This is a genomic window from Nocardia sp. JW2 (assembly GCF_051843015.1).
GTDB lineage: Bacteria > Actinomycetota > Actinomycetes > Mycobacteriales > Mycobacteriaceae > Nocardia > Nocardia coubleae.
In genome coordinates this window covers 44,329-65,106 of the sequence record NZ_JBPXLK010000005.1, presented here as the reverse complement: position 1 = coordinate 65,106, position 20,778 = coordinate 44,329, and the positions used below count along the sequence as shown (strand labels likewise).

The 20,778-nt window shown below is 66.0% G+C and carries 19 protein-coding genes and 4 tRNA genes; 17 read left to right on the top strand and 6 right to left on the bottom strand.

Going from position 1 to position 20,778, the window contains the following annotated elements; all coding sequences use genetic code 11:
• Positions 1-153 precede the first annotated feature (153 nt).
• From ACSVDM_RS09575 to ACSVDM_RS09565, 3 genes are all read right to left on the bottom strand, one after another.
• On the bottom strand, positions 154-867 hold the full coding sequence (locus ACSVDM_RS09575; protein ID WP_067485031.1) for a demethylmenaquinone methyltransferase: 714 nt from the start codon (positions 865-867) through the stop codon (positions 154-156).
• Between the two features lie 27 nt (positions 868-894).
• Positions 895-2,037, bottom strand: coding sequence for a glycosyltransferase family 4 protein (locus ACSVDM_RS09570; protein WP_439264057.1), 1,143 nt, complete (start codon positions 2,035-2,037; stop codon positions 895-897).
• 73 nt (positions 2,038-2,110) lie between these two features.
• Positions 2,111-2,545 carry a DUF3592 domain-containing protein gene (locus ACSVDM_RS09565; protein WP_067485868.1) on the bottom strand — a complete coding sequence of 145 codons (435 nt, stop codon included), beginning with the start codon at positions 2,543-2,545 and terminating at the stop codon, positions 2,111-2,113.
• 40 nt (positions 2,546-2,585) lie between these two features.
• Here ACSVDM_RS09565 and ACSVDM_RS09560 point away from each other — a divergent pair, with 40 nt between their 5' ends.
• Positions 2,586-3,086, top strand: coding sequence for a DUF2505 domain-containing protein (locus ACSVDM_RS09560; RefSeq protein WP_067641876.1), 501 nt, complete (start codon positions 2,586-2,588; stop codon positions 3,084-3,086).
• Here the strand turns inward: ACSVDM_RS09560 and ACSVDM_RS09555 are convergent.
• Positions 3,079-4,344 (bottom strand): geranylgeranyl reductase family protein, encoded by a 1,266-nt coding sequence (locus ACSVDM_RS09555; protein ID WP_439264056.1) that lies wholly within the window; start codon positions 4,342-4,344, stop codon positions 3,079-3,081. The genes ACSVDM_RS09560 and ACSVDM_RS09555 overlap by 8 nt on opposite strands.
• A 144-nt stretch (positions 4,345-4,488) precedes the next feature.
• Here ACSVDM_RS09555 and ACSVDM_RS09550 point away from each other — a divergent pair, with 144 nt between their 5' ends.
• Both ACSVDM_RS09550 and htpX read left to right on the top strand, forming a co-directional pair.
• Complete coding sequence (locus ACSVDM_RS09550) at positions 4,489-5,511, top strand: polyprenyl synthetase family protein (protein ID WP_439264055.1); 1,023 nt, start codon at positions 4,489-4,491, stop codon at positions 5,509-5,511.
• 196 nt (positions 5,512-5,707) lie between these two features.
• Positions 5,708-6,562 (top strand): zinc metalloprotease HtpX, encoded by an 855-nt coding sequence (htpX, locus tag ACSVDM_RS09545; protein WP_067485047.1) that lies wholly within the window; start codon positions 5,708-5,710, stop codon positions 6,560-6,562.
• Between the two features lie 4 nt (positions 6,563-6,566).
• Here the strand turns inward: htpX and ACSVDM_RS09540 are convergent, their stop codons facing one another.
• Positions 6,567-7,058, bottom strand: a complete 492-nt coding sequence (locus tag ACSVDM_RS09540; RefSeq protein ID WP_067485050.1) for a YajQ family cyclic di-GMP-binding protein — start codon at positions 7,056-7,058, stop codon at positions 6,567-6,569.
• Positions 7,059-7,235: 177 nt separating this feature from the next.
• Between ACSVDM_RS09540 and ACSVDM_RS09535 the strand changes: the two genes are divergently transcribed.
• The 10 genes from ACSVDM_RS09535 (at position 7,236) to rplA (ending at position 12,307) form a co-directional block, all read left to right on the top strand.
• Positions 7,236-7,318, top strand: a tRNA-Tyr gene (locus ACSVDM_RS09535).
• A 303-nt stretch (positions 7,319-7,621) separates the two neighbouring features.
• A tRNA-Thr gene (locus ACSVDM_RS09530) sits at positions 7,622-7,694 on the top strand.
• A gap of 59 nt (positions 7,695-7,753) precedes the next feature.
• Positions 7,754-7,829 (top strand) — tRNA-Met (locus ACSVDM_RS09525).
• Between the two features lie 36 nt (positions 7,830-7,865).
• Positions 7,866-8,036: a 50S ribosomal protein L33 gene (gene rpmG / locus ACSVDM_RS09520; protein ID WP_019049401.1), complete on the top strand. Its 171-nt coding sequence runs from the start codon at positions 7,866-7,868 to the stop codon at positions 8,034-8,036.
• A 114-nt stretch (positions 8,037-8,150) separates the two neighbouring features.
• Positions 8,151-9,224, top strand: a complete 1,074-nt coding sequence (locus tag ACSVDM_RS09515; RefSeq protein ID WP_439264054.1) for a fused (3R)-hydroxyacyl-ACP dehydratase subunits HadA/HadB — start codon at positions 8,151-8,153, stop codon at positions 9,222-9,224.
• A gap of 218 nt (positions 9,225-9,442) precedes the next feature.
• Positions 9,443-9,515, top strand: a tRNA-Trp gene (locus ACSVDM_RS09510).
• Positions 9,516-9,546: 31 nt separating this feature from the next.
• On the top strand, positions 9,547-9,927 hold the full coding sequence (gene secE, locus ACSVDM_RS09505) for a preprotein translocase subunit SecE (RefSeq protein WP_067641871.1): 381 nt from the start codon (positions 9,547-9,549) through the stop codon (positions 9,925-9,927).
• Between the two features lie 112 nt (positions 9,928-10,039).
• A complete protein-coding gene (gene nusG, locus ACSVDM_RS09500) occupies positions 10,040-10,846 on the top strand; it encodes a transcription termination/antitermination protein NusG (protein WP_225279207.1) in 807 nt (268 codons plus the stop codon).
• Positions 10,847-11,084: 238 nt separating this feature from the next.
• On the top strand, positions 11,085-11,519 hold the full coding sequence (gene rplK / locus ACSVDM_RS09495) for a 50S ribosomal protein L11 (protein WP_067485062.1): 435 nt from the start codon (positions 11,085-11,087) through the stop codon (positions 11,517-11,519).
• A 74-nt stretch (positions 11,520-11,593) separates the two neighbouring features.
• On the top strand, positions 11,594-12,307 hold the full coding sequence (gene rplA / locus ACSVDM_RS09490) for a 50S ribosomal protein L1 (RefSeq protein ID WP_067485065.1): 714 nt from the start codon (positions 11,594-11,596) through the stop codon (positions 12,305-12,307).
• Positions 12,308-12,376: 69 nt separating this feature from the next.
• Here rplA and ACSVDM_RS09485 read toward each other — a convergent pair whose 3' ends face one another.
• Entirely contained in the window at positions 12,377-13,987 is a 1,611-nt protein-coding gene (locus tag ACSVDM_RS09485) for an MFS transporter (protein WP_439264053.1), read from the bottom strand.
• 412 nt (positions 13,988-14,399) lie between these two features.
• Here ACSVDM_RS09485 and rplJ point away from each other — a divergent pair, with 412 nt between their 5' ends.
• The 4 genes from rplJ (at position 14,400) to rpoB (ending at position 20,711) form a co-directional block, all read left to right on the top strand.
• Positions 14,400-14,930, top strand: a complete 531-nt coding sequence (rplJ, locus tag ACSVDM_RS09480; protein WP_067485070.1) for a 50S ribosomal protein L10 — start codon at positions 14,400-14,402, stop codon at positions 14,928-14,930.
• A 60-nt stretch (positions 14,931-14,990) separates the two neighbouring features.
• Positions 14,991-15,377 (top strand): 50S ribosomal protein L7/L12, encoded by a 387-nt coding sequence (rplL, locus tag ACSVDM_RS09475; RefSeq protein WP_067485073.1) that lies wholly within the window; start codon positions 14,991-14,993, stop codon positions 15,375-15,377.
• A 229-nt stretch (positions 15,378-15,606) separates the two neighbouring features.
• On the top strand, positions 15,607-16,686 hold the full coding sequence (locus ACSVDM_RS09470; protein WP_067485076.1) for an ABC transporter ATP-binding protein: 1,080 nt from the start codon (positions 15,607-15,609) through the stop codon (positions 16,684-16,686).
• 524 nt (positions 16,687-17,210) lie between these two features.
• A complete protein-coding gene (rpoB, locus tag ACSVDM_RS09465; RefSeq protein WP_067485078.1) occupies positions 17,211-20,711 on the top strand; it encodes a DNA-directed RNA polymerase subunit beta in 3,501 nt (1,166 codons plus the stop codon).
• Positions 20,712-20,778: the final 67 nt, after the last annotated feature.

The window sequence follows — 20,778 nt, the reverse complement described above, 5'->3', positions numbered from 1 at the left end:
TATGTCCAGGTGACAATCGACCTCACCGGTCGAAATTCCGACTGTGAGGTTGCCACCGGAATATAGTCCCTGATCAGGGGATCTTCCGAGGTTTGCCGCAGATCCGAGCGGGTGCCCGGCGTGACCGGACTCACCCGGTGAAATCGGCGCAGGTCAGCCCATTTTGTAGCCGCGGTGCAGGGCGACGACACCGCCGGTGAGGTCACGCCACTGCACCGAGTCCCAGCCCGCGTCGGCGATGCGCCTGGCCAGCCTGCGCTGGTTCGGCCACGCCCGGATCGACTCGGCCAGGTACACGTAGGCATCCGGGTTGGAGCTCACCGCGCGCGCCACCCGGGGCAGCGCCTTCATGAGGTACTCCATGTAGACGGTGCGGAACGGCCCGAACACCGGGGTCGAGAACTCACACACCACGAGCCGGCCGCCCGGCTTGGTGACGCGCAGCATCTCGCGCATCGCCAGGTCGATATCGGCCACGTTGCGTAAACCGAAGGAGATGGTCACCGCATCGAACGAGTCGTCGGCGAACGGCAGCGCCATCGCGTCGCCCGCCACCATCGGCACCTGCCGGAACCGGCCCGCGGCGAGCATGCCCTGGGAGAAGTCGGCGGCCACACACCAGGCGCCGGACTTGCCGAGTTCCACGGTGGACACACCGGTGCCCGCGGCCAGGTCGAGCACCCGCTCGCCGGGGCGAAGGGCGAGCGCGCGTCGTGTCGCCCACCGCCAGTACCGGTCCTGACCACCGGAGATGACCGTGTTGGTGAGGTCGTAGCGTTTCGCCACACCGTCGAACATCGACGCGACCTCGTGGGGTTGCTTGTCCAGCGAAGCCCGAATCGGTTCCCGCTGCTCTGTTGTCGCCACGATTCGAGCTTATCCGCCCGCTCGTGGCTAGGCCGAGCGCGGCAACCGCTGCCGCATCCCGGTGACGTCGGCGTAGTGGCCCATCAGTTCGGTGCAGATGGCGGGCCAGGTGCGGTGCAGCACCGACTTGCGAGCCGCGGCCGCGAACCGGGCACGCTGGTCGGCGTCGCGCAGCGCCGACACCGCGCTCGGCAGCAACTCGGCGAACCGGTCCACCGGCAGCAGATAACCGTTGCGGCAGTGCGCGATCAGGTCACGCGGTCCGCCGGCGTCGGGCCCGATCACCGGCACCCCTGACGACAACGCTTCCTGCACGCCCTGGCAGAACGTCTCGTGCTCGCCCGGATGCACCATCACATCGAGGCTGGCGTAATGGGTGGCCAGTTCGGACCCGCCCAGTTCGCCGGTGAACACCGCGCGCGGCATCAGCCTGCTCAGCCGCGCCCGCTCCGGCCCGTCACCGACCACGACGAGCTGAATGGACGGGTCATCGGCGAGCGCGGCCAACCGGTCCACATGCTTCTCCGGCGCGAGCCTGCCGACGAACCCGACCACCAACCGATCGCTCGATCCCAGCCAGCTCGCCCGCAGTTCGGCACTGCGCGCGGCCGGGTTGAACCGGTCGACATCCACACCGCGCCCCCACCGGTGCACCCGGGGAATCCCGTGTTCGGCCAGGTCGGCCGCGGCCGCCGACGACGGGGCGAGCGTGCGCGTGGCTCCCTCGTGGATCCGGCGCGTCCACGCCCAAGCCGCCCGCGCCGCCAGTCCGAGCCCGTAGCTCTTGGCGAAACCGGCCACATCGGTCTGGTACACCGCGATCGAGGGCAGGTCGAGGCGGGTGGCGGCGGCGAGCCCGCCCGCGCCCAGCAGAAATGGCGAGGCCAAATGCACCACGTCCGGGTCGAACTCGGCGATCGCGGCGGTGATCCCGGGTTGTGGCAGGCCGACGGGCAGCGAACTCACCTTCGGCACCATCATCGCGGGCACCCGATGCACCGGGAACCGGCCGTGCAGGCGCGGGGCGGGCGGTGCGCCGCGCAGCGTATCGGGCGCCACGATCATGGCATCGTGCCCGTGCTGGTCCAGGTGATCGAGCACCCGGAGCACGGAATTGACGACGCCGTTCATGTTCGGCAGGAAAGACTCCGAGACGATGGCTACGCGCACACTCCAAGAGTGACCGCCACACCGCGCGCCACGCCCACACCGACGTGAAGCCGGGGCGAACAGCAGGGGAAAGTTACCGCTGTCTGCGCCGCACCAGCCACAGGGCGGGCAGCGCGAGCGCCCACACCACCACGATCACCGACGCGGCGGGCACGATCGCCACCCGCGCGTCGCGTCCGGCCACCCGGACCAGGTCGGGGTCGCGGGTGCTGTACTCCACGTTGATGCGCTGACCGGCGGTGAGATTGGTGGGATAGAGGATCCCGACCTTCGGATTGTGGGTGACGCTGTCGGGCGTCACATACATCACCGCCGAGCGCAGCCGACCCGCCGAGAGCACCTCACCGGAGGTGACCCCACGGTTGTGCTCGATCTCGTAATCGTTGCGCCATGCCGCGAGTACCAGCAGCACCATGAGCACGCTGATCACCGTCGCGGTACCGAGGATTCCGGTACGAACCCGCCGCAGGCGATCGGAGTACCTATCCGACTGGCTGGTTTCCGACACCACGCCACCCTAACGGTGGGCTGCACTAGCGTGTGCCACCATGTCCCGAAAATTCAGCTTCACCGTGCCTTATGCCGTCCCGGTCGAAGATCTTCACCGGGCACTCGTCGACGACGCGATCTGGCAGGAGCGGTTCGCCGCGGCCGAGACCGCGACGCTGGAACTCTCCCATCCCGACGGACCGGATTCGATCCGCATCGAGATGACCGAAACACCCGGCCGGGACAAGGTTCCCGCGCTGGTCCGCAAGGTTCTCAAGAGCGATCTCGTGCTCGCTCGCACCGATGTCTGGCAGCCGCTGGACGGCGAGGTCGCCAAGGGCAGCTTCACCGGGCGCACCGGCGGCATCACCACCGAGATGTCGGGCACCTACGAGCTGCGTCCCACCGCCGAGGGCAGCGAGATCGAGGTCGTCGGCACCGTCACCGTCAAGGTGCCCCTGGTGGGCGGCGCCATCGAGCCGCTGGCCGAACAACTGCACCAGCGCGTCCTCAACAGCGAACGCAAGTTCATCGAGGGCTGGTTCGCGAAGCTCAGCTGAACGGCGCCAGTTCGTCGGCGCGTAGGGAAGCGCGACCGGCCGTTCGCCACAGGCGGGCGGTCAGGTCGTCGTCCTCGTCGGTCACCAGGTTGCCCATCACGCGAACGGCGGTGCGCTGCAAGTACTTCGAGCGCATCACCGGCGGGCCGCCGAGGGGGACCATCTTCGGGTGCGTGGCCAGCCCGGCCAGCCTGCGGGCCACGGAGAACGTGCGCCCGTAGCGCTCGCGCAGTAGTTGCGGCCACACCCGCGTCAGGTCCGGTTCGTCGAGCAGGTCGGCGAGCAGATGACCGCCTTCGAGCCCGTAGTCGATGCCTTCGCCGTTGAGCGGATTCACGCAGCCCGCGGCGTCACCGACCAGCACCCAGTTGCGTCCGGCCACGTTCGACACCGCCCCGCCCATCGGCAGCAGCGCCGAGGCCACCGCGCGCAGTTCGCCCTCGAACTCCCATTCCTCGCGGCGCAGTCGGGTGTAGTGCTCGAGCAGCGGTTTCAGCGCGATATGCGACGGCCGTGCCTCGGTGGCCAGCGAACCGACACCGATGTTCACCTCACCGTTGCCGAGCGGGAAGATCCAGCCGTAGCCGGGGACGAGCTGGTCGTCGGCATTGCGCAATTCCAGGTGCGAGGAGATCCACTGGTCGTCGCTGCGGCCGGAGGTGATGTAGGCGCGGGCGGCGGTGCCGTAGGCGTAGCGGCGATGCCAGGCGCGGCCGAGCTGTTTGCCGACGGGGGAGCGAACCCCGTCGGCGACGACGAGCACCCGGCAGTTCACGGTGTGCGCGGTGTCGCCGATACGCACGGTCACCCCGGTGACCCGGTCGCCGTCACGCAGCACCTCGGTGACCTTCGCGCCGTCGACCATCCGGGCACCGGACTTGATCGCCGTTTCCCGCAACGTGTTGTCGAGTTCGGTTCGCGGAACGGCACTTCCGTAGGTGGGGAACGACCCGCCCGGCCAGGGCAGCAGCGCCTCGCGCCCGAACCCGGCCATCCGCAAACCATGGTTCACCGTGTGTGCACGCAACCACTCGCCGAGCCCGAGATGTTCCAATTCGGCGGTGGCGCGCGGGGTGAGACCGTCACCGCAGGTCTTGTCGCGCGGGAAGACAGCCGAATCGAGCAGCAGCACATCGCGTCCGGCGCGGGCCGCCCACGCCGCCGAGGCGGAACCCGCAGGTCCGGCCCCCACCACGAGCACCTCTACGGTGTCGGGCAGCGTCGCGTGGTCGGCGGGGACGACATCCGGTGAACCCATGGCTCAATACTGGCACCTCGCGTGGTTGTGCGAGAGTGTCGGGTACACCGGGAAATCTCACGTGTGACGGGGTTCATCGGCTGTAGCGCAGGAACACGCTAGGTTGCTACCCGTCGGGGTCGGACGCATCGCTGGGAGAAACTAATGAGCACATCGGCTGTGAGCGACGAGAGCACCGTGGTTGCCGGGGTCGATCTCGTCGATCCGGAACTCGCCGCCACCGTGCGCGACGGGTTGGCCGCAGTCGAGAAACTGCTCGTCGACGAACTCTCCGACGGCGAGGAATTCCTGCAGGAGGCCGCGTTACATCTGGCCAGGGCCGGCGGTAAGCGGTTCCGGCCGCTGTTCACGCTGCTCACCGGCCAACTCGGCCCGAATCCCACCGATCCGGCACTGGTCACCGCGGGTACGGTCGTCGAACTCGTGCACCTGGCCACCCTCTACCACGACGACGTGATGGACGAGGCCACCCAGCGCCGCGGCGCCGAGAGCGTGAACTCGCGCTGGGGCAACAACATCGCCATCCTCGCGGGCGACTACCTGTTCGCGCACGCCTCCCGCCTCACCTCGACCCTCGGCCCCGACGCGGTGCGCATCATCGCCGAGACGTTCGCCGAGCTGGTGACGGGTCAGATGCGGGAAACCATGGGTGCCAAGCAGACCCAGGACCCCGTCGAGCACTACCTGAAGGTGGTGTGGGAGAAGACCGGTTCGCTCATCGCCGCCGCGGGCCGCTTCGGTGGCACCTTCTCCGGCGCCGACAGGGAGCACGTCGAACGCCTGGCCCGCCTCGGTGACGCGGTCGGCACCGCCTTCCAGATCTCCGACGACATCATCGACATCTCCTCCTCGTCGGAACAGTCGGGCAAGACGCCCGGCACCGACCTGCGCGAAGGCGTGCACACCCTGCCGGTGCTCTACGCCCTGCGCGAGTCCGGCGCCGACGGCGACCGCCTGCGCACCCTGCTCGACCACCCGCTCGATACCGACACCGAGGTCGACGAGGCCCTGGAACTGCTGCGCCGCTCGCCCGGCATGGCGATGGCCAAGGACAAGCTGCAGGAATACGCCGACCTGGCCGACGCCGAACTGGCCGCCTTGCCGGCCGGCCCCGCCAACGACGCCCTCACCCGCCTCGTCCGCTACACCATCGAACGAGTCGGCTGACCCGGAACTTCTCGCCCCCCGCACCCGTTCACTAAACGCGAGCAACCCGTCCGGATCCGAAAGCAACACCTGATCTCGTACGGACATGGGTAACTCGCCGGGAACGGGCTGACCAGACCCTCCACCTCTGTCTGGCCGCCAACGCGAGCCCGCCCGCACCGGAGTCTGGCCAAAAATCGCGGAGAGGCGGAACAGCATGTTGCGAACGATCGGGCTGATGGTCGCCATGTCGGCGCTCATCGTCGCCATCGGCGCGATGTTCCGCAGCCCGACCATCCTCGTCATCTCGATCGTGCTGGCCGTGGCGATGAACGCCTACGCCTATTTCAACAGCGACAAGCTGGCGTTGAAGGCCATGCACGCCCAACCGGTTAGCGAGCTGGAAGCCCCGGTCATGTACCGCATCGTGCGGGAACTGGCGACCGCGGCGCGACAGCCGATGCCGCGCCTCTACATCAGCCCGACCAACGCGCCGAACGCCTTCGCCACCGGGCGCAATCCCCGGCACGCGGCGGTGTGCTGTACCAGCGGCATCCTGCAGTTGCTCGACGAACGCGAGTTACGCGCGGTGCTGGGCCACGAACTGTCGCACGTCTACAACCGCGACATTCTCATCTCGTCGGTGGCGGGCGCGATGGCCTCGGTCATCACCGGCCTGGCCAACTTCGCGTTCCTGGCGAGTTCGTTCGGCAACCGCGACGGGCAGGGCCCCAATGTCATCGGCGTGTTGCTTGTCTCGCTGCTGGGCCCGATCGCGGCCGGGCTGATCAAGATGGCGGTGTCACGTTCCCGCGAGTACCAGGCCGACCAGTCCGGTGCCGAACTCACCGGCGACCCGCTCGCCCTCGCCTCGGCACTGCGCAAGATCGAACGGGGCGTCCAGGCGGCCCCCCTGCCGCCGGACCCGAAGATCACCAGCGAATCGCACCTGATGATCGCCAACCCGTTCCGCGCGGGCGACCGCATCGCCCGCTGGTACTCCACCCACCCCCCGACCGCCGATCGCATCAGGCGGCTCGAGGAAATGGCGGGCGGAACGCACCGGTACTGAGGAACTAGCGGTAGTTCACGAACTGCAGCGCGATACCGAAGTCCTCGCCCTTGAGCAGCGAGATCACGGCCTGCAGATCGTCGCGCTTCTTGCTGCTCACCCGCAGCTCGTCGCCCTGGATCTGCGCCTTCACGCCCTTGGGGCCCTCGTCGCGGATCTTCTTGGAGATCTTCTTGGCCTTCTCGGTGTCGATGCCCTGCACCAGCGTGCCGGTGATCTTGAACACCTTGCCCGAGGCCTGCGGCTCGCCGGCGTCGAACGCCTTGAGCGAGATGTCGCGCCGGATCAGCTTCTCCTTGAACACCTCGAGCGCCGCCTTCACCCGCTCCTCGGCATTGGCGGTGAGCACGATGGCCTCCTCGCCGGACCAGGCGATCGAGGCGTCGGTGCCCTTGAAGTCGTAGCGGGAGTTCAGCTCCTTCTCCGCCTGATGCAGCGCATTGTCGACCTCCTGCCGGTCGACCTTGCTCACCACGTCGAATGACGAATCAGCCACACTGCGCTCCTGTTCTTCGGAAGGTCCGTACAACTCCGCGGCAAGACTGCCTCACCGCCGAGACAGTTGTACCCGTAACGCGCCGTAGCGCGCGCCCGCAGGGGGTCTGTGCAGGCGGTTTGCATCCCCGGGGTGGGTTCGTTGTAAGCTGCTCAGCGCACCGGAAACGGCGCACAAGGCAGATTGCCCGAGCGGCCAATGGGAGCAGACTGTAAATCTGTCGGCGCAAGCCTACGTAGGTTCGAATCCTACATCTGCCACATCGAACCCCGTCGATCACAGGATCGGCGGGGTTTTCTGTTCCGCCTCCCCGGGACTTTGGGCCAGACTCAGGCGCGTGACCCGGTTCTCGACGCGGCAAGCTTGATCGAGGCGCTGAGTCAGCCCGTACCCGGTGAGTTACCCATGTGCTTGCGCAATCAGTGGTCTGTTTGGCGGCAAAAAGCTGCTCCCACCTGGCGATTTGGTGCTCATCGGTTGCAGTGTGTAATCTCTTTCAGGACGCCGGAGCACGGGGTCGCTCTGATCGGTTCGCCGACCAAGACTCTGTGCCACGTAGTCATGCCCCCTTAGCTCAGTCGGCAGAGCGTTTCCATGGTAAGGAAAAGGTCAACGGTTCGATTCCGTTAGGGGGCTCGCCGGATTGCCGGTGGTGACCGACTTTCCCGCCGGCCCCACCGTAATAGGTCCGCCGTGGCGGTGTAGCTCAGTCGGTAGAGCAAACGACTCATAATCGTTGTGTCGCCGGTTCAAGTCCGGCCATCGCTACCAATAACGACTCAGCCCAGACCGGAAAGAAGGCATATCGTGGCCGCGAAGTCCACCGATGTCCGGCCAAAGATCACCTTGGCCTGCGAAGAGTGCAAGCACCGCAACTACATCACCAAGAAGAACCGGCGCAACGACCCGGACCGCCTCGAGCTGAAGAAGTTCTGCCCGAACTGCGGCACCCACCGGGCGCACCGCGAATCGCGCTGACTCGAAAACAAAAACATCTGCCGAAGGCCGGACGAAAGTCCGGCCTTCGTGCGTTTTCCAGACCGGTCGACAGGGGTGCGCGCGCACAAGTCGGTAATGTGCCACGCTGTGACAGTGAACACCGGAACTGACGAAGCGGTCTCGGCCGCAGCCGCCGAACCATTCGATCCCGCCGCCCACGCGGCCTCGATGGTCGGCCACCACTACCGGGTCGACGACTATTACGAGGTCGGTCGCGAAAAGGTGCGTGAATACGCCCGCGCCGTGCAGGACTACCACCCGGTGCACTGGGACGAGGACATCGCGCGCGAATACGGCCACTCCGGTCTGCTCGCCCCGCTCACCTTCATCTCCCTGGTCGGCATCCTGGCCCAGCGCCGGTTGTTCGAGGAGATCGTCACCGGATACGACCTCAGCCAGATCATGCAGACCGATCAGATCCTGGAATTCCACCGGCCGATCCGCGTCGGCGATCGGCTCACCTGTGACGTTTATCTGCATTCGTTCCGGCAGGCATTCGGCGGCGACATCATCGTGACCAAGAACATCGTCACCGACGCCGACGACGAATTGGTGCTCACCACCTACACCACTCTCATCGGACGCAGCGGCGGTGATATCGATCCGAATATGTCGGCGGCCGTCCGCAATGTGCTCATGCACGGCCTCGGCGATGACGAACCGGCCCACCACGCGCCCAGCGACGCCTTCGCCGCGATCACCCCGGACCCGGTGACCAAGAACCCGGAACCGCAGGTCAGTACCCACGCGCTCGCCTTCGAAAGCATCGCGGTCGGCGACGAACTGCCCGCCCGGACGGTCCGGCTCACCCGCGGCGACCTGGTGAACTACGCCGGCGTCTCCGGTGACGCGAACCCCATTCACTGGAGTGACGAGATCGTCAAACTCGTCGGCCTCGACAACGTGGTGGCCCACGGCATGCTCACCATGGGCCTCGGCGGCGGCTTCGTCACCTCCTGGCTCGGCGACCCCGGCGCGGTGAAGGAATACAACGTGCGCTTCACCAGCCCCGTCTACGTGCGTGCCGATGCACCGGCCGAGGTGGATTTCACGGGTAAGGTGAAGTCGGTCGACCCGGAGACCCGAACGGCTGTCGTCGCCATCACGGCGAAATCGGCGGGCAAGAAGATCTTCGGCCGCGCCACGGCAACAGTTCAGCTGGCCTGACCTGGTCGAGCGTCCCGATTGGCACATTGCCCACGCGGTAACGTACACTCGGGACTCTGGGGTCACCGGCTGCTGCGCGCTGACTTCCCGGGAGCCTGCTCCCACGGAAGCGGCGCGCGTGTTGTGTGTGATGCCGACCCTGGAAACGACGGCTCGCAAGAGTCGATAATCGAATATCGATTGTGGTTGGACGTATCGGCTCAGGCCGGTCCAACCGAAGGGGCGTAGCTCAATTGGCAGAGCAGCGGTCTCCAAAACCGCAGGTTGCAGGTTCAAGTCCTGTCGCCCCTGCCCTGAATGCCAGCGACGAGAGAGGATCGACGTGACGGACGAGCGGGATACTCGCGCCGAAGACGGCGACGATACCGCCGCTGCCACTCGGCCGAGCGGCAAGCGGACTGCTCGTCGTGCGCGCACGTCGGACTCTCCGGCGACCACCGGTTCGGTGGCCATGCTCGACCGGCCGTCGAACTCGCGCAAGGCGGACAAGACTGCCGGTAAGGCCAAGACGGGCAACCCGTTCAAGCGGCTGCTCAAGTTCCTGCGAGAGGTCATCGCGGAACTGCGCAAGGTGATCTGGCCCAACCGGAAGCAGATGGTCACCTATACGACCGTCGTTCTGGTGTTCGTGGTCTTCATGGTCGCGTTCATCGCCGGGATCGACGTAGCGTTCGTCAAGGGTGTCGACTGGCTGTTCGGCTGATCGCCGACACCCACGCCGGTAGCCGATCGCGGGCCGGAACGGCGGAGTGTGCCTCCGCGCACCCGACCCGGCCCAGAGGATGTACGTGACGACACAGGAAGCGAGTGCCTCAGTGAGCACCCCGGAGAACGACACCAACGACGAGTTCCCGGTTGACGACACTGTCGCGGCGGACAACGCCACCGACGAGGTCGAGGCCACCACCGAGCTCGCTGACGAGGCCGCCGACGCCGTCGTCGAGGACACCACGGTTCCCACCGAGGAAGACCCCGAAGCCGACCCCGTCGAGTCGATGAAGGCCAAGCTGCGCCGCGTCCCCGGCGACTGGTACGTCGTGCACTCTTACGCCGGTTACGAGAACAAGGTCAAGACCAACCTCGAGACCCGCGTGCAGAACCTCGGACTCGAGGACTACATCTTCCAGGTCGAGGTACCGACCGAAGAGGTCACCGAGATCAAGAACGGGCAGAAGAAGAACGTCAACCGCAAGGTGCTGCCCGGCTACATCCTGGTCCGGATGGAACTGAACAACGAGTCGTGGGGCGCGGTGCGCAACACCCCCGGCGTCACCGGTTTCGTCGGTATGACCGGCGGCGGCCCGGGCGCCAAGCCCACCCCGCTGACCATCAACGAGGTCGTGAAGTTCCTGGTCCCGGCCGGTGCGCAGGCCCAGAAGAAGGCGGCCGCCGCCGCCGCTTCGGGTGGTGCCGACACCGGTGCCACCGCCGCGGGCAAGCCGACCATCGAGGTCGACTTCGAGGTCGGCGAGTCGGTCACCGTGATGGACGGCCCGTTCGCGACGCTGCCCGCCAGCATCAGCGAGGTCAACGCCGAGCAGCAGAAGCTCAAGGTGCTCGTGTCGATCTTCGGTCGCGAGACCCCGGTGGAGCTGAACTTCACCCAGGTTTCCAAGATCTAACTCGAACCAGCTTCGCAACGGCACCGCCTCGGCGGTGCCGTTGTCGTTTCCCGACCCTCCCGGCTGCGGCGCCCGCGACGCGGTTCGGTAGAGTGTGACAGTTCGTGTGTAGACCCCCTCCAGGCGTTTTCCGCCCGGTGTGACGGTCGTGCGCGAATGCCGGGCTTGGACCCGGCGTGGGAGCGATCCCGCAACAGGCTTACGGCAACCGTAAGGAACCGAAACCCAAGGAAGAAAGATGCCCCCCAAGAAGAAGAAGCTCGCCGGGATCATCAAGCTGCAGATCCAGGCCGGCGCCGCGAACCCGGCCCCTCCGGTCGGCCCCGCGCTCGGTCAGCACGGCGTCAACATCATGGAGTTCTGCAAGGCGTACAACGCCGCGACCGAGTCGCAGCGTGGCAACGTCATCCCGGTCGAGATCTCGGTGTACGAGGACCGGTCGTTCGACTTCAAGCTGAAGACCCCGCCCGCCGCCAAGCTGCTGCTCAAGGCCGCCGGTGTGCAGAAGGGCTCGGCCGAGCCGCACAAGACCAAGGTCGCCAAGGTCACCATGGACCAGGTCCGTGAGATCGCCAAGACCAAGCAGGAAGACCTGAACGCCAACGACATCGAGCAGGCCGCGAAGATCATCGCCGGCACCGCGCGCTCGATGGGCATCACCGTCGAAGGCTGATCTTCCAGCAATCCGAGTGGGAGGGCCGGCCAGGCCCGACAACCACTTCTGAACCAGATTAAGGACAGACAAACATGGCAAAGCGAAGCAAGGCGTATCTCGCCGCTGCTGAGAAGGTCGATCGCGACAAGCTGTACTCCCCGCTGGCCGCCGCGCGCCTGGCGAAGGAGACCGCGACCACCAAGACCGACGCGACCGTCGAGGTCGCCGTTCGTCTCGGCGTGGATCCCCGCAAGGCCGACCAGATGGTCCGTGGCACCGTCAACCTGCCGCACGGCACCGGTAAGACCGCCCGCGTCATCGTGTTCGCCGCCGGCGAGAAGGCCGCCGAGGCCGAAGCCGCCGGTGCCGACGCCGTTGGCGCCGAGGACCTGATCGAGCGGATCCAGGGCGGCTGGCTCGACTTCGACGCCGCGATCGCCACCCCGGACCAGATGGCCAAGGTCGGCCGCATCGCGCGTGTCCTCGGCCCGCGTGGTCTGATGCCGAACCCGAAGACGGGCACCGTCACCAACGATGTGACCAAGGCCGTCAACGACATCAAGGGCGGCAAGATCAACTTCCGCGTCGACAAGCAGGCCAACCTGCACTTCGTCATCGGCAAGGCGTCGTTCGACGACTCGAAGCTGGTGGAGAACTACGGTGCCGCGCTGGACGAGATCCTGCGTGTGAAGCCGTCGACCGCCAAGGGTCGCTACGTCAAGAAGATCACGGTTTCGACCAACACCGGCCCGGGCATCCCGGTGGACCCGAACCGCACCCGCAACCTCCTCGACGAGGACGCGTGAGCTTCTGACAGGTAGCTCCTGATCAACCGAGAGGGTGGGAACGCACTGCGTTCCCACCCTCTCGGCGTTTCAGCGCTCGGTGTCGTCGGTGTCGCGCCAGGCGAGCAGTACGGATTCGCCGCGGTGTGGTTTCCAGGGCAGGAAGATCGCCACGATCACGGCGCAGACGAGAACCGCGCCGGTCGCGACGAGGGAGGCGGCGTGCGCGCCCTGGAGGGTCGCGGTCTTCATGGCGACGATGAGGTTCTCGCGCTGGGTCTCGAAGAAGGGTGCCAGTTCGCGTTTGCGCAGTTCGAGGACGCTGAGCGGGCTGGCCTTGACCAGGCTCTTCTCGTTGTCGTTCATGATGCCCACCGGGATGGCGTCGATCCGGGCACCGATCCGGCTGGTGTAGTACGAGGCGACGATCGAGCCGAGGACCGCGACGCCGAGGGTGCCGCCGATCTCACGGGTGGTGTCGTTGACGGCCGAACCGGCACCCGCCTCCTTCAGGGGCAGCGCCGACATGATCGATTCGGTGGCCGGTCCCTGCACGATGCCGAGGCCGAGTGCCATCGACACCATCGACGGCAGCACCCCGATCAGGTAGCTGCTGTCCACGGTGACCTGTCCGCCCAGGTAGAGGCCGAGACCGGTGAGCAGCAGGCCGATCACCAGGACCGCCGTCGTGCCGACCCGTTGCGCGAGCAGGGTCGCGACGGGGGCGCCGATCGCCACCGAGAACGCGAACGGCAGCGAGGCGATACCGAATTCCAGTGGCGTGTATTCGCGGACGCCCTGGAAGTACTGCGTGATCAGGAACAGGAACCCGAACATCGAGAAGTAGCCGATGGCAATGGCCAAAGCGGGCAACGAGAATCGTCGATTGCGGAACAGGCGCATGTCGAGAATCGGTGCGGGCGTGCGCAATTCCCAGATCACGAAGGCGGCGAGCAGGAGCGCTCCGAGGGTGGCGGTGCACAGGGTGGTGAGCGAGAGCCAGCCGTTGTGCGGCGCCTCGATGATCGCCCACACCACCAGCGTGATGCCGGCGATCGAGAGTCCGATCCCGGGTAGATCCAGCTTGCCGACCTGGTCGGCTCGCGATTCCGGCACCCAGATCAGCGTCGCGATCAACGCGGCGAGCGCCACCGGCACATTGATCCAGAACACCGAGTGCCAGCTGAAGTGTTCGAGCAGCCAGCCGCCCGAGATCGGGCCGATGGCGATGGCGAAGCCCGCCATCGCGGTCCAGGCGGCGATGGCGAGCGCGCGTTCGCGCCGGTCGGTGAAGATGTTGATGATCAGGGCGAGGGTGGCGGGGAAGACGGCGGCGGCGAAGACGCCCATCGCCGCGCGGGCCGCGATGACCTGCGTCATCGACTCGGCGAGCGCGCCGCCGACCGACATGATCGCGATGCCGACCAAGCCGATCGTCATGATCCGCCTACGGCCGTACCGGTCACCGAGGTTGCCCGCGGCCAGGAGCAGTCCGGCGAAGGTGAGGGTGTAGGCGTCGACGACCCATTGCAGGCCGGAGACGCCGGTGGCGAGCTGGACGCCGATGGAGGGGAGGGCGACGTTGACGATGGTGTTGTCGAGGACGACCAGCAGTTCGGCCAGACAGATCACGGCGAGTGCGAGGAATCGCCGGGAACGCCGGTCCAGCAACACTGGTGGAGCGACTACGGAAGTTGTCATAGGCCAGGAGTGAACCAGGTTACTGTCACCCCGCGTAACACCTTTCGACTGCGATTGCTACCACAATGTAGGAACCGAAGTGGCCTGGCTCACACCGGATTCGGATGTTTCGGGCCTCATGCACCCCGTTTTGGCAGATAGGGGCGGGTGCAGGTACAGTGGAATCCGGTCGTCGGCCTGTTCGACGACTACCCATTCGTTCTACCGAAGACCGTTGGTCGTCGATGCCGCCTGTGCGGTATTCGATCGAAGGTCCGGCGACATTGCCGGCGGCCCACGCAGGGAGAGCTGAGGCAGAAGAATTCTATTCTTTCGCGCCCCGGTACGCCTTGCGTCCGGGGCGTTAGTTTTGTCGCCGGCCCCTGATTCGGTAGTGCGCGTTCACGAACCGACATCAGAGAGGAGGCGAAGTATGGCGAAGCCTGAAAAGGTCACCGCTGTCGCGGAGATCGCGGAGCAGTTCAAGAACTCCACGGCCACTGTCGTCACGGAATACCGTGGCCTGTCGGTCGGCAAGCTCACCGAGCTGCGTCGCGCGCTGGGCGCCGGTGCCACGTACTCCGTCGCCAAGAACACCCTGGTCAAGCGTGCGGCCGCGGAAGCGGGCATCGAGGGCCTTGACGACTTGTTCGTCGGACCGACCGCCATCACCTTCATCCAGGGTGAGCCGGTCGACGCCGCGAAGGCCATCAAGACCTTCGCCAAGGAGAACAAGGCGCTCATCATCAAGGGCGGCTACATGGACGGCGCTGCGCTGTCCGTGTCCGAGGTCGAGAAGATCGCCGACCTCGAGAGCCGTGAGGTCCTGCTGGCCAAGCTGGCAGGCGCGATGAAGGGCAACATGTCCAAGGCTGCCGGGCTGTTCTCGGCTCCTGCCGGTCAGGTGGCCCGTCTGGCCGCCGCGCTGCAGGAGAAGAAGCAGGCCGAAGGCGCTGCCGAGTAATACCCCCGCACGGGTGTTACCGCCCGCGCACCAAGACATTCACCACCGAAAGGAACAATCATGGCCAAGCTGTCCACCGAAGAGCTGCTCGACGTTTTCTCGGAGATGACCCTGCTGGAGCTCTCGGGCTTTGTGAAGGCGTTCGAGGAGAAGTTCGAGGTCACCGCTGCTGCCCCCGTCGCCGTCGCCGCCGCCGGTGGCGCCGCTGCTCCGGCCGAGGCCGCTGAGGAGCAGGACGAGTTCGACGTCATCCTCGAGGGTGCGGGCGACAAGAAGATCCAGGTCATCAAGGTGGTCCGTGAGATCGTCTCGGGCCTGGGCCTGAAGGAAGCCAAGGACCTGGTCGAGGGTGCCCCGAAGCCGATCCTGGAGAAGGTCGCCAAGGACGCCGCCGAGGCTGCCAAGGCGAAGCTGGAAGAGGCCGGCGCCAAGGTCTCGGTCAAGTAATTCAGCGCTTCGCGTAGACGAACGGGCGGTCCCTCAGGGGGCCGCCCGTTTGTTATATATACGGACATGGGAAAGTGATACGCGCTGTAGCGCATGGTCGGGGTTACTCTTCAGTCATGTAGAGGTGTGCCCCGTCTCACTCATGGGTTACAGTGACCGGACCCACAGTGTCGTGACGCACCGCCGAGATGTGAGCGCGCGGTGAGCGGGTGGGGTGCTCGCAGGATCAATGGAGGTAGGCGTGGGCGTCGAGGTCAGGACCGAGGGTGTAACCAAGTCCTTCGGTTCACAGCGAATTTGGCAGGACGTGTCGATCACGCTCCCTTCGGGCGAGGTGAGCGCGCTGCTCGGCCCCTCGGGTACGGGTAAGTCGGTGTTCCTGAAATCGCTCATCGGTCTGCTGCGGCCCGAGCGCGGGTCCATCTTCATCGATGGCACCGATATCACCACCTGCTCCAACAAGGAGCTCTACGAGATCCGCAAACTGTTCGGCGTCCTTTTCCAGGACGGCGCGCTGTTCGGCTCGATGAATCTGTTCGACAACATCGCGTTTCCGCTGCGCGAGCACACCAAGAAGTCGGAAACCGAGATCCGTCGCATCGTGATGGAGAAGCTCGAGCTCACCGGTCTGCTCGGCGCGGAGAACAAACTGCCCGGCGAGATCTCCGGTGGTATGCGCAAGCGCGCCGGCCTGGCCCGCGCGCTGGTGCTCGACCCGCAGATCATCCTCGTCGACGAGCCCGACTCCGGCCTCGACCCGGTGCGTACCTCGTACCTGGCGCAGCTGCTGCTCAACATCAACGCCCAGATCGACGCGACGATCCTCATCGTGACGCACAACATCAACCTGGCCCGTACCGTGCCCGACAACATCGGCATGCTGTTCCGTCGTCAGCTGGTGATGTTCGGCCCGCGTGAGGTGCTGCTCACCAGCGAGGAGCCGGTGGTCAAGCAGTTCCTCAACGGCCGCATGATCGGCCCGATCGGTATGTCCGAGGAGAAGGACGAGGCGCAGATGGCGCGCGAGCAGGCGCTCGTCGACGCCGGTCACCACCACGGTGGCGCCGAGGAGATCGAGGGCATCATCCCGCAGATGAAGGCCGAGCCGGGCATGCCCGCACGCCAGGCTGTCTACCGCCGCCAGGCCCGTGTGCGCGAGATCATGCACACCCTGCCCGCCGCGGCCCAGGCCGCCATCCGCGAGTCGCTGGCCGAGTCCGACGACACCCAGGTGATGGCCGCCTACGGGGGCAACGATCACCCCACCGAATCGTTCAAAGCGATGCCGCACGGCCAGACCAACGGCTGACAAGTTTCGTCTCGAAAGGCCCCGGGTTCGCCCGGGGCCTTTCGCGTTACGGTGCCGGAAAGCGCCCTGACCTGGCGTTTCGCGGGATGGCGCACACGGCGTGTCGCGGGTAAAATAACCGCGGTTCGGGCGGGGATGCCCAGCGCGCCAGGCGATCTCGATCTCGGACACGGAGCCGCCGCGCCACTTGACGAGCCGGTCGCGAACCGTCACCCTATTCACAACAGCGTCTGCTGTTACAGGGGCTTCGGCGCCCGAGTTTCCGACGCGGCCAGCGTCCCGGGACTTCGGCGCGTTTGCCGTCCGAGTGATGACTCGGATGGTATGTTGACACCCCCTTGCATAGGGGTGTAAGTTTGGACGTTGCGCTGGCTGCCTCCTGTCCACACCTTGATTCGCACACGTAAGTTCCACCCTTCCGGTGTTACTTCCGCTGCTGCCTGTTCGGGTTTCGTTCGGGTTGTAACCAGCGGAATTCGTAGCAGACAAGCGACGGTCGCGGACCACCACGCGACGCGCGTGAGGTGCTGGAAGGACGCATCTTGGCAGTCTCCACCCAGACCAAGGCTGGTATCCCCGGAGCCCCGTTGAGGGTTTCGTTCGCGAAGATCCGAGAGCCCTTGGAGGTGCCCGGACTTCTCGACCTACAAACGGACTCGTTCGCCTGGTTGGTCGGTTCTCCCGACTGGCGTGAGAAGGCGGCCGCACGCGGCGACGTCGGTCTCGCAGGCGGCCTCGAAGAGGTGCTCGAAGAGCTCTCGCCGATCGAGGATTTCTCCGGTTCGATGTCCCTGTCGTTCTCCGACCCACGCTTCGAAGAGGTCAAGGCCTCCATCGATGAGTGCAAAGAGAAGGACATGACCTACGCGGCGCCTCTGTTCGTCACCGCGGAGTTCATCAACAACAACACCGGCGAGATCAAGAGCCAGACCGTCTTCATGGGTGATTTCCCCATGATGACCGACAAGGGCACCTTCATCATCAACGGCACCGAGCGTGTCGTCGTCTCCCAGCTCGTGCGTTCCCCCGGCGTGTACTTCGATCACAGCATCGACAAGGCCACCGAGAAGGACCTGCACAGCGTGCGCGTGATCCCGTCGCGCGGCGCCTGGCTGGAATTCGACGTCGACAAGCGCGACACCGTCGGTGTCCGCATCGACCGCAAGCGCCGTCAGCCGGTCACCGTGCTGCTCAAGGCACTCGGCATGACCACCGAGGAGATCGTCGAGCGTTTCGGCTTCTCCGAGATCATGATGTCGACCCTGGAGAAGGACAGCACGCCCGGCCAGGACGAGGCGCTGCTCGACATCTACCGCAAGCTGCGTCCGGGCGAGCCGCCGACCAAGGAGTCCGCGCAGACTCTGCTGGAGAACCTGTTCTTCAAGGAGAAGCGCTACGACCTGGCGCGCGTCGGTCGGTACAAGATCAACAAGAAGCTCGGCATCAACCTCGACAAGCCGGTCACTTCCTCGGTGCTCACCAAGGAAGACATCGTCGACACCATCGAGTACCTGGTGCGTCTGCACGCCGGTGACCGCTCGATGACCGCCCCCGGCGGCGAAGAGGTCCCCGTCGAGATCGACGACATCGACCACTTCGGTAACCGTCGTCTGCGCACCGTCGGCGAGCTGATCCAGAACCAGATCCGCGTGGGCCTGTCCCGCATGGAGCGCGTGGTCCGCGAACGGATGACGACTCAGGACGTCGAGGCGATCACGCCGCAGACCCTGATCAACATCCGTCCCGTGGTCGCGGCGATCAAGGAGTTCTTCGGAACCTCCCAGCTGTCGCAGTTCATGGACCAGAACAACCCGCTGTCGGGTCTCACCCACAAGCGCCGCCTGTCGGCGCTCGGCCCGGGTGGTCTGTCCCGTGAGCGTGCCGGTCTGGAAGTTCGTGACGTCCACCCGTCGCACTACGGCCGCATGTGCCCGATCGAGACCCCGGAAGGCCCGAACATCGGCCTGATCGGTTCGCTGTCGGTGTACGCGCGGGTCAACCCGTTCGGCTTCATCGAGACGCCGTACCGCAAGGTCGTCGACGGCAAGGTCACCGACGAGGTCAAGTACCTCACGGCCGACGAGGAAGACCGTTACGTCCGCGCGCAGGCCAACTCGCCGGTCGACGCCGAGGGTCGCTTCATCGAGGAGAAGGTCCTCGTGCGGCGCGCCGGTGAAGAGGTCGAGTTCGTCTCGCCGTCGCAGGTCGACTACATGGACATCTCGCCGCGCCAGATGGTGTCGGTCGCGACGGCCATGATCCCGTTCCTCGAGCACGACGACGCCAACCGTGCCCTCATGGGTGCGAACATGCAGCGTCAGGCCGTGCCGCTGATCCGTTCCGAGGCTCCCATCGTGGGCACCGGTATGGAGCTGCGCGCCGCGGTCGACGCCGGCGATGTCGTGGTGAACGAGAAGTCGGGTGTTGTCGAGGAAGTCTCGGCCGACTACGTCACCGTGATGGCCGACGACGGCAGCCGCAAGTCCTACCGGATGCGCAAGTTCAACCGCTCCAACCAGGGCACCTGCTCCAACCAGCGTCCGATCGTGGACGAGGGTCAGCGGGTGGAGGCCGGTCAGGTGCTGGCCGACGGTCCCTGCACCGAGAACGGTGAGATGGCGCTCGGCAAGAACTTGCTCGTCGCGATCATGCCGTGGGAAGGCCACAACTACGAGGACGCGATCATCCTGTCGCAGCGCCTCGTGGAAGAGGACGTTCTCACCTCGATCCACATCGAAGAGCACGAGATCGACGCCCGCGACACCAAGCTGGGCGCCGAGGAGATCACCCGGGACATCCCGAACGTCTCCGACGAGGTGCTGGCCGACCTGGACGAGCGCGGCATCATCCGCATCGGTGCCGAGGTCCGCGACGGCGACATCCTGGTCGGCAAGGTCACGCCCAAGGGCGAGACCGAGCTCACCCCGGAAGAGCGCCTGCTGCGTGCCATCTTCGGTGAGAAGGCGCGCGAAGTGCGCGACACCTCGCTGAAGGTGCCCCACGGTGAGTCCGGCAAGGTCATCGGCATCCGCGTGTTCTCGCGCGAGGACGACGACGATCTGCCTCCCGGCGTGAACGAGCTGGTCCGGGTCTACGTGGCGCAGAAGCGCAAGATCCAGGACGGCGACAAGCTCGCAGGCCGCCACGGCAACAAGGGCGTCATCGGCAAGATCCTCCCCGTGGAGGACATGCCGTTCATGCCCGACGGCACCCCGGTCGACATCATCCTGAACACCCACGGTGTGCCGCGTCGTATGAACATCGGCCAGATCCTGGAAACCCATCTCGGGTGGATCGGTAAGGCCGGCTGGAACATCGATGTGGCCTCGGACGGCACTCGTCCCGAGTGGGCGGCCACGCTGCCCGAGGAGATGCTGGCCGCACCGGCCGACTCGAACATCGCGACGCCCGTCTTCGACGGCGCGAAGGACAACGAGCTCACCGGTCTGCTCGGCTCGACGCTGCCCAACCGTGACGGTGAGCGGATGGTCGACGCCGATGGCAAGGCGACCCTGTTCGACGGTCGTTCCGGCGAGCCGTTCCCGTACCCGGTCGCGGTCGGTTACATGTACATCCTGAAGCTGCACCACCTGGTCGACGACAAGATCCACGCGCGTTCGACCGGTCCGTACTCGATGATCACGCAGCAGCCGCTGGGTGGTAAGGCGCAGTTCGGTGGTCAGCGTTTCGGTGAGATGGAGTGCTGGGCCATGCAGGCCTACGGTGCGGCGTACACGCTGCAGGAGCTCCTGACCATCAAGTCCGACGACGTGGTCGGCCGCGTGAAGGTCTACGAGGCCATCGTCAAGGGCGAGAACATTCCGGAGCCGGGCATTCCGGAGTCGTTCAAGGTGCTCCTCAAGGAACTCCAGTCGCTGTGCCTCAACGTGGAGGTCCTGTCTTCGGACGGCGCCGCGATCGAGATGCGTGACGGTGACGACGAGGATCTGGAGCGCGCCGCGGCGAACCTGGGCATCAACCTGTCCAGGAACGAAGCGGCCACTGTCGACGATTTGGCGAACTAGGTGGTAAGCGCGGTGCGGGCGTCTCCGGAAAAGGCGCCCGCATCGCGCACCGCGCTCGACAACTAGT

Bases quoted from the DNA above. Each gene is read 5' to 3' on its own strand.
- ACSVDM_RS09560 (WP_067641876.1), top strand. From the start codon at position 2,586: ATGTCCCGAAAATTCAGCTTCACCGTGCCTTATGCCGTCCCGGTCGAA.
- ACSVDM_RS09555 (WP_439264056.1), bottom strand. From the start codon at position 4,344: ATGGGTTCACCGGATGTCGTCCCCGCCGACCACGCGACGCTGCCCGAC.
- ACSVDM_RS09550 (WP_439264055.1), top strand. From the start codon at position 4,489: ATGAGCACATCGGCTGTGAGCGACGAGAGCACCGTGGTTGCCGGGGTC.
- htpX (WP_067485047.1), top strand. From the start codon at position 5,708: ATGTTGCGAACGATCGGGCTGATGGTCGCCATGTCGGCGCTCATCGTC.
- rplK (WP_067485062.1), top strand. From the start codon at position 11,085: ATGCCCCCCAAGAAGAAGAAGCTCGCCGGGATCATCAAGCTGCAGATC.
- rplA (WP_067485065.1), top strand. From the start codon at position 11,594: ATGGCAAAGCGAAGCAAGGCGTATCTCGCCGCTGCTGAGAAGGTCGAT.
- ACSVDM_RS09485 (WP_439264053.1), bottom strand. From the start codon at position 13,987: ATGACAACTTCCGTAGTCGCTCCACCAGTGTTGCTGGACCGGCGTTCC.
- rplJ (WP_067485070.1), top strand. From the start codon at position 14,400: ATGGCGAAGCCTGAAAAGGTCACCGCTGTCGCGGAGATCGCGGAGCAG.
- rplL (WP_067485073.1), top strand. From the start codon at position 14,991: ATGGCCAAGCTGTCCACCGAAGAGCTGCTCGACGTTTTCTCGGAGATG.
- ACSVDM_RS09470 (WP_067485076.1), top strand. From the start codon at position 15,607: ATGGAGGTAGGCGTGGGCGTCGAGGTCAGGACCGAGGGTGTAACCAAG.